Genomic DNA, 12865 nt, shown 5'->3' with positions numbered 1-12865 from the left:
CCCGTATGCGGTGGTCTCTTTGTCCCCTCGGTCCGTTCGGGCCGTTCAGTCCGTCGCGATCGCGTTCAGGACGTTCATGCGGCCCGCGCGGAACGCCGGGATCAGTGCGGCGAACAGGCCCACGAAGGCCGAGCCGACGAAGACCCCGATGATCGTCGGCCAGGGGATCTCCAGGACCTTCAGGCCCTGCAGGGCGAGCAGCTTCTGGGCCGTCGCGCCCCAGCCCATGCCGAGCCCCAGGCCCAGCAGGGCGCCGAAGAGGGCGATGACCACGGACTCCATGCGGATCATGCGGCGCAGCTGGCGGCGGGAGAGGCCGATGGCCCGCATCAGGCCGATCTCACGGGTGCGCTCGACGACGGACAGCGCCAGGGTGTTCACCACGCCGAGGACCGCGACGATGATCGCCAGGGCGAGCAGGCCGTAGATCAGGTTCAGGAGCTGGCCGATCTGGTCCTTGAGCGCCTGCTTGTAGTCGGTCTGGTCGCGCACCTTGTACTGCGGGTAGTCGTGCAGCGCGGACTTGAGGGACTTGTACGCGGCGTCCTGCTGCCCGTCCTTGGCGGTGGCGAAGACCAGCTGGTCCAGCGGCATCCTGTCGGCCGGCACGTACTTGGCGAGCGTGGCGATCGACGTGTACTTGGCGCCCTGGTCGATGACGACGTCGCTGCTGGTGATCGCGCGGACCGTCAGGTGGGCCGTACGCCCGTCCTTGAACTTGACGGCGATCTTCGAGCCGAGGTGGATGCCGTGCGCCTTGGCGAACTTGTCGTGCACGGACATCGAGTCGGGCAGGTAGGCGTCCTTGAGGTTCCCGGCGACGGTCTTGGTGCGCAGGTCGGTCGCGTACGTCGGGTCGGCGGCCGTGATGTCGGTGTCCTTGAGGGTCTTGCCGTCGGGGGTGGTGTAGTCGGCGGTGGTGTTCCGGTACTCGGTGACCCGCGCGAGCCCCGGCGTGTCCTTGACCGCCTTGACCGCCTGCGGGGTGATCCGCTGGCCGCCGTCGGACTGGATGATGAAGTCGGTGCCGACGGTTTTGTCGAGCTGGTCGGTGGCGGAGGCGACCATGGAGGAGCCGACCACCGAGAGGCAGGCGACCAGCGCGAGCCCGATCATCAGGGCGGCGCCCGTCGCACCGGTGCGGCGCGGGTTGCGCAGCGCGTTGCGTTCGGCCATGCGCCCGACCGGGCCGAACATCCGCAGCAGCGCGGCGCCCAGGACCCGTACGACACCGCCCGCGAGCAGCGGGCCGATGACGACGAACCCGATCAGCGAGAGCACGATGCCCAGGCCGAGCCAGCTCGCGCCCTCCGTGGCCTTGCCGGCGGTCGAGGCCAGGTAGAGGCCGTAGCCGCCGCCGGCGGTCAGGAGGAGGCCCACCAAGGCGCGTACGACGCTCGCCCTGGCGTCGGCGGGGGCGCCCGCGTCGCGCAGCGCGGCCATCGGGGAGACCTTGCCGGCGCGGCGCGCGGGCAGGTAGGCGGCCAGGACGGTGACGATGACGCCGAGGGCGAGGCCGACCACCGGGGTCGTCCAGGCGACCGTCAGATCGCTGGTCGACAGGTGCATGCCCATGGAGCCCATGATCTTCATCAGGCCGACCGCGATGCCGACGCCCGCGCCGACGCCGAGGACCGAGCCGACCACGCCGAGCAGCAGCGCCTCGACGAGCACGGACCGGTTGACCTGGCGGCGGCCGGAGCCGATGGCCCGCATGAGACCGATCTCGCGGGTGCGCTGGGCGACCAGCATCGAGAAGGTGTTGATGATCAGGAAGATGCCGACGAGGAAGGCGATCCCGGCGAAGCCGAGCATCGCGTACTTCATGACGTTCATGAAGCTCTCGACGTCCTTCTGGTTGGCGTCGGCGGTCTCCTTGGCGGTCTGCACCTTGTAGGCGGAACCGAGCTCGCCGATCACGTTCTTCTTCAGCTGCGGGTCGGTCACCCCGGGCGCCGCCGTCACGTTGACGTTCGTGAAGACGCCGGTCCGCCCGACGAGCGTCCGCTGAGCCGTCCTGGTGTCCAGGTAGAAGATCGCGGCACCGGGGTTGGTGACGGTGAAGTCGGCGATGCCGGAGATCTTCGCGGTGTGCGTGCCGACCGCGCTGATGACGGCGAGTTCGTCGCCGAGCCCGAGGTGGTGCTTCGTGGCGGTGTCGGCGTCCACCATGATCTGGCCGGAGTTCTCCGGCGCCGTACCGGAGCTGATCTTCATGGTGCGGGCGTCGTTGCCGTTCCAGCTGCCGACGATGGTCGGGGCGCCGCTGGACGGCGACAGGTTGTCCTTCTTGGCGTCGACGACGGTCACGGTCGTCGAGAAGACCGTCCCCTCCGCCGACTTGACGCCGTCCGCCGCGCGGACCCTGGCCACCACCGAGGCCGGCAGGACCGGCGGCCTGCCGTTGTCGGAGGTGGTCTGACCGGTGTCGGAGGCGCTCTTGGCGCTGACCGTCACATCGGAGGAGGTCGCCGCGAACAGCTTGTCGAACGTCGTGTTCATCGTGTCGGTGAACACCAGCGTGCCGCAGACGAACGCCACCGACAGCAGCACGGCGACCGCCGACAGGGCCATGCGCCCCTTGTGCGCGAAGAAGTTGCGCATCGAGGTCTTCATGACGGTCATGACGTACGCCCCCGCGCGTCGAAGTCCTTCATACGGTCCAGGACGGTGTCCGCGGTCGGCTTGAACATCTCGTCGACGATCCGGCCGTCGGCGAGGTAGAGCACGCGGTCCGCGTAGGAGGCGGCCACCGGGTCGTGCGTGACCATCACGATCGTCTGGCCCAGCTCGTCGACGGAGGTCCGCAGGAAGCCGAGGACCTCCGCGCCCGCGCGGGAGTCGAGGTTTCCGGTCGGCTCGTCGCCGAAGATGATCTCGGGGCGTGCGGCGAGGGCGCGCGCCACGGCCACGCGCTGCTGCTGGCCGCCCGAGAGCTGGGCGGGACGGTGCTTGAGCCGGTCCGCGAGCCCCACGGTGTCGACCACGCGCCCCAGCCACTCCTTGTCGGGCCTGCGCCCGGCGATGTCCATGGGCAGCGTGATGTTCTCCAGCGCGTTCAGCGTCGGCAGCAGGTTGAACGCCTGGAAGATGAACCCGATCCGGTCCCGGCGCAGCTTCGTGAGCTTCTTGTCCTTCAGGCCGGTGATCTCGGTCTCGTCCAGGTGGATCTGACCGCTCGTCACGGTGTCGAGCCCGGCGAGGCAGTGCATCAGGGTGGACTTGCCGGACCCCGAGGGGCCCATGATCGCGGTGAACTGACTCCGCGCGATGTCCACGTCGACGTGGTCGAGGGCGACGACACGGGTCTCCCCGGCCCCGTACGCCTTGACGACCTGCCGCGCCCGTGCGGCAACGGCCGGACGCCCTCCAGTACCCCCGTGCCTGGGAATGGTCACAGCCGATGTCACGGTATGTCTCCTAAGTCGGTCGGCGAACGGACAGCGCGGTGCTGCGTCCTGTTGCCGAGTGGTTGGTACGACGATGAGTCTGGCGGTGCGCGGGGCTGTCCCGCGCTGGTGCGAAGCCCCGTCTTGCCCGGGGGAAAACCCCACCCCCGCCGGTGCGGCCAACAGCCCCCCGGCGGCGTAAAGCCAGGTTAAGGACGACCGGGGTGCCGTCTCCTCCTCCGGCGGTACGAACCCTCCCCGAGCCGTAGTACGGAGGACCCCCTAGGGGACGTCCACCGACGGGTGGAGCGCTTCTCGGGGTCGGGCTCCACCCGTCGGTCCAGGCAGCTTCCACCCTCGCGCCGCGTCAGGGTCAAGCGGATTCCCGCGCACGCCCCGGCGGCACGCTCCCACCATGCGGATGCGTACTCCCGCCACCCGGAAACGGATGGGAAGCTGTCGTACACGACATAGATGCATGGGGGACACATGGGGAGGGGATCCGGGGTGGGGAGCACGCAACCCTCGATACGCGCGGCCGGGCGGGAGACCGGGACGGGCCGGCGGGGGGCCGTGGTGGCCGCCCTGATGCTCGCGATGGCGCTGGCGGCACTGGACTCCACCATCGTCTCCACCGCCGTACCGCAGATCGTCGGCGACCTCGGCGGCTTCTCCGTCTTCTCCTGGCTCTTCTCCGGCTATCTGCTGGCCGTCACCGTGACCCTCCCGGTGTACGGCAAGCTCTCCGACACCTTCGGCCGCAAGCCGGTGCTGGTCGCCGGCGCCGCGGTGTTCCTGCTGGGGTCGCTGCTGTGCGCGCTCGCCTGGAACATGGGCGCGCTGATCGCGTTCCGGATCGTGCAGGGCCTCGGCGGGGGCGCGCTGCAGGGCACCGTGCAGACCCTCGCGGCCGACCTGTACCCCCTTGAGGAGCGCCCGAAGATCCAGTCCAAGCTGTCCACGGTGTGGGCGGTGTCGGCGGTCGCCGGACCGGGGATCGGCGGGGTGCTGGCCGCGTACGCGGACTGGCGGTGGATCTTCCTCGTCAATCTGCCGATCGGGGTGGCGGCGCTCTGGCTGATAGTGCGTCATCTCCACGAGCCGAAGCGCGCGCGGCGCACGCCCCCGCGGGTGGACTGGGCGGGCGCGCTGGCGGTCTTCGCGTGCGGGGGCGTGCTGCTGACGGCGCTGGTGCAGGGCGGGGTGGCGTGGGCGTGGTGGTCCGCGCCGTCGTGCGCGCTGTTCGCCCTCGGGCTGGCGCTGGTGGGGCTCGTGGTGTGGATCGAGCGCCGGGCGGCGGAGCCGATCATCCCGGGGTGGGTGTGGCGCCGCCGGACGATCGCGGCCGTCAACCTGGCGCTCGGCACGCTGGGCCTGCTGATGGTGGCACCGACGGTGTTCCTGCCGACGTACGCGCAGGCGGTGCTCGGGCTCGCCCCGGTGGCCGCCGGGTTCGTGCTGTCGGTGTGGACGCTGAGCTGGCCGATCTCGGCGGCCTTCAGCCAGCACGTCTACCGGCGCATCGGCTTCCGCGACACCGCGCTGATCGGCATCGGCACGGCCGCGCTGATCCTGTTCGCCTTCCCCTTCCTGCCCTACCCGGGCTCCGCCTGGCAGCCGACGCTGCTGATGCTCCTGCTGGGCGCCGCGCTGGGCCTCTTCCAACTCCCCCTGATCGTCGGCGTCCAGTCGACGGTGGGCTGGGAGGAGCGGGGCACGACGACCGCGTCGGTGCTCTTCTGCCGGCAGACCGGCCAGACGATCGGCGCGTCGGTGTTCGGCGCGATCGCCAACGGCGTGCTGGCCGCCCGTCTCGGCGGCGCGGGCGACCTGGACTCCGTCACGCGCACGCTTGACGACGGAACGGCCCCCGAAGCCACCCGCCACGCGGTCGCGGACGCGGTCCACACGGTGTACTTCGGAGCGGCCTGCGCGGCCGCACTGGCGTTCCTGGTCCTGCTGTTCGTGGCACCGCGACGCTTCCCGGTCCTCAAGGACTGACTCCCGCCACGGAGTTAACGCGGGTAACAGCCGAGGTCAGACACGCCCTCGCACAGTAAGCGCATACCGACCGGCCAGTTGGGGGAAAACGCCCCGGGCCCCGTATACCTGCGAGTAACGTGCGTCCCCCGCTCCCTCCTCTCCCTGCGGTCCGCCGCCACGGACCCGAGCCACGCAAGGAGCACCGGGATGTCCTACGACCCCTCCCCGCGCGAGCCCTCACCTCTCACCTACCCCTGGCAGCCGTTGCCGCCCGAGCCGCCGCGGCCGCGCCCTGCGCCGCACCGGGAGCCGATCGGGCACCACAGCGACCTGCGGGTGCTACGCGGCGCCTACCGGCTGCAGCGGCGCACCGCGACGCTCACCGCGCTCGGCTACTTCACCGTGTTCCTGGTGCTGTCGGCGTTCGCCCCGGGCGTGATGACGAGCACCGTCGCCGACGGCGTCCCCACCGGCCTCCTCCTCGCGCTCCTCCAGCTCCCCGTCACCTGGCTGGCGATCGCCCTGTACGAGCACACCGCGCGCCGCCATGTCGACCCGCTCGCCGACCGCATCCGCAGAACGGCGGAGCTGGACGCCAGGCGGGGAGCCGTACGGTGACCGGCTTCAGCGACTCCGCGCAGTCCATGTCCCTGGTCGCCTTCACCGCCGTCGCCACCCTCACCCTCCTGCTGTGCGTGCTGACCGGCCCGGACCGCGACGACCTCGACGAGTTCTACACCGGCTACGGCTCCCTCTCGCCGCTGCGCAACGGCCTGGCCATCGCCGGCGACTACATCTCGGCGGCCACCGTCCTCGGCACCGGCGGCGTGATCGCCCTGTGCGGCTACGACGGCGTCGTCCTCGCCCTCAGCACGGCGCTGTCCCTGATGCTGCTGATGTTCCTGCTGGCCGAACCGCTGCGCAACGCGGGCCGGTTCACCATGGGCGACGCGCTGGCCCGCCGGATGCCGGGCCGCTGCGTACGGATCACGGCCTGCGCGGTGACCGTCGCCGCCCTGCTGCCGCTGATGCTCGTCCAGCTCGCCGGCGCCGGACAGCTGATGGCCTTCATCCTCGGTTTCTCCAACGAGGCCGTGCAGACCGGCTGTGTCGTCGGGCTCGGCGCCCTGATGATCGGCTACGCGGCCATCGGCGGCATGAAGGGCACCGCTCTCATCCAGATACTGAAGATCGTCATGCTGCTCGGCTCCGGCACCGTCGTCGCCCTGCTGATCCTGCACCGCTTCGACTGGGACCCCGGCGCCCTGCTCGCCGCGGCGGCCAGGGGCAGCGGCGCCGGCGACGCCTTCCTGCACTCGGGTCTCCAGTTCACGGGCGGCCCCGCGCCCCGGCTGGACATGATCAGTTCGGAGCTGACCATCGTCCTCGGCGGCGCCTGTCTGCCGCACGTCACCATGCGCATGTACACCGCCTCCAGCGCCCGCCAGGTCCGCCGCTCGATGTCCTGGGCCGTGTCGGGCGTGGCCCTGTTCGTGCTGCTCATCAGCGTCGTCGGGTTCGGTGCCACCGCCCTGGTCGGCCGCACCGCCATCGCCGCCGCCGACCCGCAGGGCAACACCGCCTATCTGCTGGGCTCCCGCGCGGCGTTCGGAACCGACGTGTCGACGGCCGGGACGCTGCTGTTCACGACCGTCACCACGGCGATCTTCCTGACCCTGCTCGCCTCCGTCGCCGGCATGATCCTCGCCTGCGCCAACTCCCTCGCCCACGACGTCTTCGCGACCCGCGTCCAGGAGATGCCGGTCCGCCGCGAGATGAACCTGGCCCGCGCCTCCGCGTTCGCCATAGGGGTCCCCACGGTCCTCCTGGCGACCCTGGTCCAGCACCACAGCCTCCAGCCCCTGGTCACCCTCTCCTTCTGCCTCGGCGCCTCCGCCCTCGCCCCCGCCCTGGTCTACGGCCTCTTCTGGCGCCGTTACACCCGCACCGGCCTGATGTGCACGCTCCTCGGCGGCACCCTCACCGTGCTGCTGCTGATGCCGGGCACGAACCTGGTCTCCGGCTCGGCGGGGGCCGCCTTCCCGCACGCCGACTTCAACTGGTTCCCCTTCACCACCACCGGCATCGTCTCCATCCCGGCCGGGTTCTTCCTGGGCTGGCTGGGGACCGTGGTCTCCGGCCGGCGCAGGGCCGCGGAACAGCGGCGGCAGTACGAGGCGGTGGAGGGGTGGATCCTGGCGGGCGCGGTGCGCAGGGGGAGCTGACGGCGCGCGGAAGGGCGCGTGGCGGGGCCGGGGGCGCTATTCCGCCGCCGCCGCGCGGCCCGTGAGGGACATGAGGCTGTTGCGCATGCGGTCCATGTGCGCCTGGACGCCGTCCCAGGTCTCCCCGTGCGCGCGCAGCACCCGCTCGGTCTCCCGCGCGACGCGATCCTCCTGGGTCCGGGCCTCCGCGAGGATCTCGGCGGCACGCGCGTGTGCCGCCTCCTCCGAGCGGCGCGCGGACTCCTCCGCCTCGGCCAGGGCACACTGCGCCTCGGCCAGGGCGGCCTCGGCACGGGCGATGCGTTCGGCGTTGTGCGCGTCCACCGCGGCGGCGCTCGCGACCTCCTCGCGCTCGGCCTCGGCCCAGCGTTCGGCGTGCTCCTTGGTCTGTTCGGCCAGCATCCCGGTGGTGCGCAGCCGCAGCTCGCGCAGCGCCCCGAGCGCCTCGCCGCGCTGCTCCTTCACCTCGAGCCGGGCGCCGACGCGGATGTCGTCGGCCTCGGCGCGCGCGGCCAGGAGCAGCTGGCGGGCGCGTTCCTCGGTGTCCGCGCGGAGTGTGTCGGCCTGCTCCTGCGCCGTACAGCGCGTCTCCTCGGCGCTCGCCGCGGCCTGCGCGACCCCGTCCGTGAGCGCCCGCCGGGCGTTGCCGCACAGGGCCGACGCCTCCTCCAGCACGAGCCGGAACACCCGCTGCGCGCGGTCCCCGAGCGACTCGTACATCTGCGGCGGGAGCTCCGCGACGACGGCCCGCAGCCGCTCGACCTCCTTCTCCATGTCCTTGGCCAGGACGGTGAGCCGCGCGGCGCGTTCCCACGCGGCGTCCCGGTCGTCCGACAGCGCCGCCGTGAACGTGTCGACCTGCTCGGGGCGGTAGCCACGCCCCCGGACGGTCACGAAGCAGTACGGCGACGGCGATGCGCTGCTCACCCTGGGAACCCCTCTCCACCGGACCCGCACGAAATGATTATTTCGCGCACATCTTGATGGATAGGGCTTAAGTGTTCATAACGCGACACTCCGCAGATACGTCACGGCCGAATCACCACAGACCGCCGCCCGGGGGCACAAGCGCGTCAAGGGGCGTGAACGCTCAGCCGCGCGCCCTCAGATAGCGGGTCAGCACCGTGGCGCCCGACCGCTCCGCCGACACGCACTCCAGTTCGGCATGCGGGCCGCCGGCCGGGAAGAGCGGCCGGCCGGTGCCGAGCACGGTGGGGAAGGCCACCAGCCGGTACTCGTCGACCAGGTCGGCGGCCGCCAGCGCGTGGACCACACCGATGCTGCCCATCACGATCACGTCCCGCCGCTCGGCCTTGACGGCGTCCAGGAGATCGCCTTCGACGAGACGGGAGTTCGCCCACGCGGACACGTCGGACAGGGTGCGGGAGGCGACCAGCTTCGGTGCGGCGTTCAGGCGCGCGGCGAAGGGGTCGGCACGGCCCGGCCACAGCCGCGAGAAGGCCTCCCAGGTGGACCGTCCCAGCAGTACGACCCCCTCGTCCAGGGTGCTGCCCAGGCGGAACCTGTCCCCGGCGATCTCCTCCCGGCCGTACCGGAAGAGCCAGCCGCCGTACGGGGTGCCCTCGGAACCGTCCGGGTCGGACACGATCCCGTCCAGGGTGGTGAATTGGATGACGACAACGCTCATGACGGTTGTCCCTTCGCTCGATGGTCACCGGTACATACCGGCGCCACCGGGCGGACTCATCGGCGGGGACGGAACCTCTTCGGGGAACTTGTTCGACGGACCTACCGGTGCGGGGCAGTGGGGCTGGTCGCGCCCACGCGGCGGAGCCGCATATCGACACAGCCCCGCGCCCCTGACGGGGCGCTACCGCAGCGCCGCCAGTACGCGCGGGTCCGTGAACACCACGTTCCGCGCGATCCGGCCGCCGCCGGTGACCGTGAGGAGCTGCACGCTGTGCAACCGGTGCCCGCCGCCGGGCTCCTGGGCGTACGCGGCGAGCGCGGGCTGTCCGTTGGCGGTCAGGGGGGACGCGCGCCAGCCGGTTCCGCGCAGCCGGAACACCCGCTCCATGAACAGGCCGTAGTCGCCACGGCCCCGGTACCAGAGCGCCAGCGGCGGCATCTCCAGGACCGCGTCGTCGGTGAGCAGCCGCACGAGCGCGGGCACATCGGCCGCCTCGAAGGCCCGCAGATACCTCCGGACCGTCTCCCGCACCTCGGGATCGTCCGGCTCGGTCACCTCGTCCACGGCGCCCACGCGCGCAAGAGCGGCGCGCGCCCGCTGCAGTGCGCTGTTCACGGCCGGCACCGACGTCTCCAACTGGTCGGCGACCTCGGCCGCGCTGAACTCCAGCACCTCCCGCAGCACCAGCACGGCGCGCTGCCGCGCGGGCAGCACCTGCAGCGCCGCCACCAGCGCGAGCCGCAGATCGGCACGCGCCTCCACGTCGAAGCGGGCATCCGGGAACGGCTCCAGCCACGGCACCTCCAGCACCGGCGTGAGCGGCGCCTCCGGATCCGTGCCGGGCGCCCCGAGCCCCGAGGGCAACGGCCGCCGGGCGCGCCCCTGAAGCGCCGTCAGACACGCGTTCGTCGCGATCCGGTACAGCCAGGTCCGCACCGACGCCCGCGCCGGGTCGTAGCGGTCACGGGCCTTCCAGGCGCGCAGCATGGTCTCCTGCACCAGATCCTCGGCCTCGTGGAACGAGCCCAGCATCCGATAGCAGTACGCCACCAACTCGCCCCGGTACGGCTCGAAGTCCACCCGCCCATCATGCCCGCGCAGCACACGCGCCGGGTGGCGAAGACGCACACACACGCACACGCACGAGGGGCCGGTCCGGACATCCGCCCGGACCGGCCCCACCGGTCGTCCTAGCGTCGCGCTAGAGCAGCCCGTCCCACATCTGCTCCAGCAGCACCGACCACCAGCTCTCCGGCGAACCGAGCGCCGCCGGGTCCAGGGAGGCCAGCTGGGCCTGGAAGTCGACGGTCCAGCGGCCCGCCTGCTCCTGGTTCAGGCCGAACCTGAGCCGCCACATCCGGCCCAGCAGCGCCAGGCAGCGCGCGAACTCCGGCAGCCCGGTGTTGACGAACTGCGGCGGCACGGACGTCCCGCCCGGCCCCGCCTCCACCGGTACGGCCACGATGTTCGCGGTGCCGTACTGCACACAGACCGCCTTGCCGAAGTCGGTGCCCATGACGAGGTACGACGCCGCGTCCGGCGCCGGCTGCACACCGCGCTCCTGGGCCAGTTCCGCCAGCGTCGGCACCGGACGGCCCGGCTGGGCCTGCGCCCAGAAGAACGGCCCCATGTCCAGCGGCAGCCCCGCCGCCACCAGCGTGTGCGCCACGATCGGCGGCACGCCCTGCCGGTCCACCGCGGCCTGCTCGAACCGGAACACGCCCGGCCCGAACGCCGCCGCCAGCTCCTGCGCGATCCCCTCCGGCGGGATCGGCGGAGCGGACTGCACCTGCGGCAACGGCGCCCGCACCGGCGCGGGCCGCGCGGGGCCCGCCGCCACCTGGTGCAACTCGCCCTGGTGCGCCAGCAGTTGCCGCATCCCCTGCTGCCGGCTCGCGTGATCCGTCCCGTACGGCGCGATGCTCGCGAGCCGCGCCTGCGGCCACTGCTCCCGGATCATCCGCGCGCAGTAGGCACCCGGCAGCTCGCACGACTCCAGCTCCGTGTGCAGCTCCAGCACCTGGTCCGGCGGCACGTTCATCGCCCGCAGCTCATGGAAGATCTGCCACTCGGGATGCGGTGTCCCCGGCGCCGAACGCCGGATCAGCTGCTGCTCCGAACCGTCCTGCGCCCGGTAGCGCAGCACCGCCTGGTAGCCGGGGCCCACCGTCGGCTGCCCCTGCTGCGGGAAGCCGTACGCCGGGGGCTGCTGCCCGGGAACGGGGGGCGGCGGCATCGCACCGGCCGGCATCGGCGGCGGCATCCGCGGAGCGCCCTGCGGCATACCGGGGGCGCCCGGGGCAGCCGCGGGTGCCCCGGAGGAGGGCGGGGGCGGATATGCGCCCGGGGCGCCCACCGGAGGCGCGGCCAGCACGGTCTCCGCATGGTGAACCGCCCCACCGGCAGACCCCTGCACGCCGGGCGCGGGAGGCATACCGGGGGCACCAGACGGCTGCGGGGCGCCGGGGGCGAAAGGTGAGCCGGGAGCACCGGGGGCGAAAGGTGAGCCAGGAGCGCCGGGGGTACCGGGGGCTTGCGGTGCGCCCGGGACAAAGGGTGCGCCAGGGACACCGGCAGCCTGCGGTGCGCCCGGGGCGAAAGGTGCACCCGGAGCACTCGGGGGCTGTGGCGCCCCCGGGGCGGGGGGCACGCCCGGGGTGCCAGGGGCTCCGGGAGTTCCAGGAGCGCCGGGCGGGTTCGGTACCCCCGAGGCATTCGGTGCGCCCTGCGCGCCCGGCGCACCAGGCATGCCCGGGGCGCCCGGAGGCTGCGGCGCGACCCCACCCCCCATCCCGCTCGGGTCGGCCAGCATCGTGGCCGCGTGATGGCCGGCGCCGGGGGGCGTGCCACCCGGAGTACCCGGCGCACCAGGTGAGTTGGGGGCGCCCGGCGTCTGCACCGCACCCGCACCGGCCGGACCAGCGGGCCCCTCGGAACCCGACGCCGACACCAGCTGCGTCGGCGCGTACCCGCCCGCCGGTGCACCCGGCGCGGGCGGCTGAGGCGTACCCCCGGGGCGTGCACCCGGCATCCCGGGGGCGCCCGGCGGTGGCGGCGGCGCACCGGCCGCACCGCGCGCCCTGCGCGGAGGAGGCGCGGCCTTGCTCGTCGCGACGTCCGCTATGTCACCGGCGTTCGGCGCGAGAGGCCGCCCCGAAGCGTCCGGTCCCGCCGGGGGCCGGGGCGCGTCGGGAGCACCGGCCGGCGCCTGCGGATAGCCGTAAGAAGGCGGCGCGGGCGGAGCCGCGGGCGCCTGCGGATAGCCGGGCGCACCCGACGGCGGTGCCGCGGGACCAGCCGACCCCTGCGGGTAGCCGTACGACGACGCACCCGGCGGAGGCGCGGCCGGACCGGCCGGCCCCTGTGGGTAGCCGTACGACGACGCACCCGGCGAAGGAGCCGCCGGACCAGACGGCGCCTGCGGGTAGCCGTACGACGACGGCGCGGGCGGAGCCGCGGGCGCCTGCGGATAGCCGGGCGCACCCGACGGCGGTACGGCGGGACCGGCCGACCCCTGCGGATAGCCGTACGACGACGCACCCGGCGAAGGAGCCGCCGGACCAGACGGCGCCTGCGGGTAGCCGTACGACGACGGCGCGGGCGGAGCCGCGGGCGCC

9 protein-coding genes are annotated in these 12865 nt (G+C 72.8%); 3 read left to right on the top strand and 6 right to left on the bottom strand.

From position 1 onward, the window contains the following. Nucleotides 1-45 precede the first annotated feature (45 nt). Together AB0D85_RS18010 and AB0D85_RS18005 are read right to left on the bottom strand one after the other, a co-directional pair. Nucleotides 46-2625 carry an FtsX-like permease family protein gene (locus tag AB0D85_RS18010; RefSeq protein WP_362320870.1) on the bottom strand — a complete coding sequence of 860 codons (2580 nt, stop codon included), beginning with the start codon at nt 2623-2625 and terminating at the stop codon, nt 46-48. Then, nucleotides 2622-3410: an ABC transporter ATP-binding protein gene (locus AB0D85_RS18005; protein WP_362320867.1), complete on the bottom strand. Its 789-nt coding sequence runs from the start codon at nt 3408-3410 to the stop codon at nt 2622-2624. Before AB0D85_RS18005 ends, AB0D85_RS18010 begins: the two co-directional genes overlap by 4 nt. Nucleotides 3411-3896: 486 nt before the next feature. Here AB0D85_RS18005 and AB0D85_RS18000 point away from each other — a divergent pair, with 486 nt between their 5' ends. The 3 genes from AB0D85_RS18000 to AB0D85_RS17990 all read left to right on the top strand — a co-directional run bounded on the left by AB0D85_RS18000 (nt 3897) and on the right by AB0D85_RS17990 (nt 7597). Next, a complete protein-coding gene (locus AB0D85_RS18000; RefSeq protein ID WP_362320864.1) occupies nt 3897-5390 on the top strand; it encodes an MFS transporter in 1494 nt (497 codons plus the stop codon). A gap of 189 nt (nt 5391-5579) precedes the next feature. Further along, the gene (locus AB0D85_RS17995) at nt 5580-5990 is read left to right on the top strand and encodes a DUF485 domain-containing protein (RefSeq protein ID WP_362320862.1); all 411 of its coding nucleotides are present in this window, start codon (nt 5580-5582) and stop codon (nt 5988-5990) included. Further along, the gene (locus AB0D85_RS17990; protein WP_362320859.1) at nt 5987-7597 is read left to right on the top strand and encodes a cation acetate symporter; all 1611 of its coding nucleotides are present in this window, start codon (nt 5987-5989) and stop codon (nt 7595-7597) included. Before AB0D85_RS17995 ends, AB0D85_RS17990 begins: the two co-directional genes overlap by 4 nt. Nucleotides 7598-7633: 36 nt before the next feature. On the opposite strand, the gene AB0D85_RS17985 is transcribed toward AB0D85_RS17990, so the two are convergent. The 4 genes from AB0D85_RS17985 to AB0D85_RS17970 all read right to left on the bottom strand — a co-directional run. Then, nucleotides 7634-8524, bottom strand: coding sequence for a cellulose-binding protein (locus AB0D85_RS17985; protein WP_362320857.1), 891 nt, complete (start codon nt 8522-8524; stop codon nt 7634-7636). Between the two features lie 163 nt (nt 8525-8687). Next, nucleotides 8688-9245: a dihydrofolate reductase family protein gene (locus AB0D85_RS17980; protein ID WP_362320854.1), complete on the bottom strand. Its 558-nt coding sequence runs from the start codon at nt 9243-9245 to the stop codon at nt 8688-8690. Nucleotides 9246-9428: 183 nt separating this feature from the next. Beyond that, a complete protein-coding gene (locus AB0D85_RS17975; protein ID WP_362320851.1) occupies nt 9429-10328 on the bottom strand; it encodes an RNA polymerase subunit sigma-70 in 900 nt (299 codons plus the stop codon). A gap of 121 nt (nt 10329-10449) precedes the next feature. Next, a partial coding sequence (locus AB0D85_RS17970; protein WP_362320849.1) for an SUKH-4 family immunity protein occupies nt 10450-12865 on the bottom strand: 2416 nt, incomplete at its 5' end.

The organism is Streptomyces sp. NPDC048277, assembly GCF_040652235.1.
Classification (GTDB): domain Bacteria; phylum Actinomycetota; class Actinomycetes; order Streptomycetales; family Streptomycetaceae; genus Streptomyces.
Note: the sequence above shows the minus strand (reverse complement) of the source record. Positions and strands in the feature narration are given on the sequence as shown.

What these genes read in the sequence shown, in the direction of transcription:
- AB0D85_RS18010 (WP_362320870.1), bottom strand. Translation starts at nt 2,625, where the DNA reads ATGACCGTCATGAAGACCTCGATGCGCAACTTCTTCGCGCACAAGGGG.
- AB0D85_RS17995 (WP_362320862.1), top strand. Translation starts at nt 5,580, where the DNA reads ATGTCCTACGACCCCTCCCCGCGCGAGCCCTCACCTCTCACCTACCCC.
- AB0D85_RS17980 (WP_362320854.1), bottom strand. Translation starts at nt 9,245, where the DNA reads ATGAGCGTTGTCGTCATCCAATTCACCACCCTGGACGGGATCGTGTCC.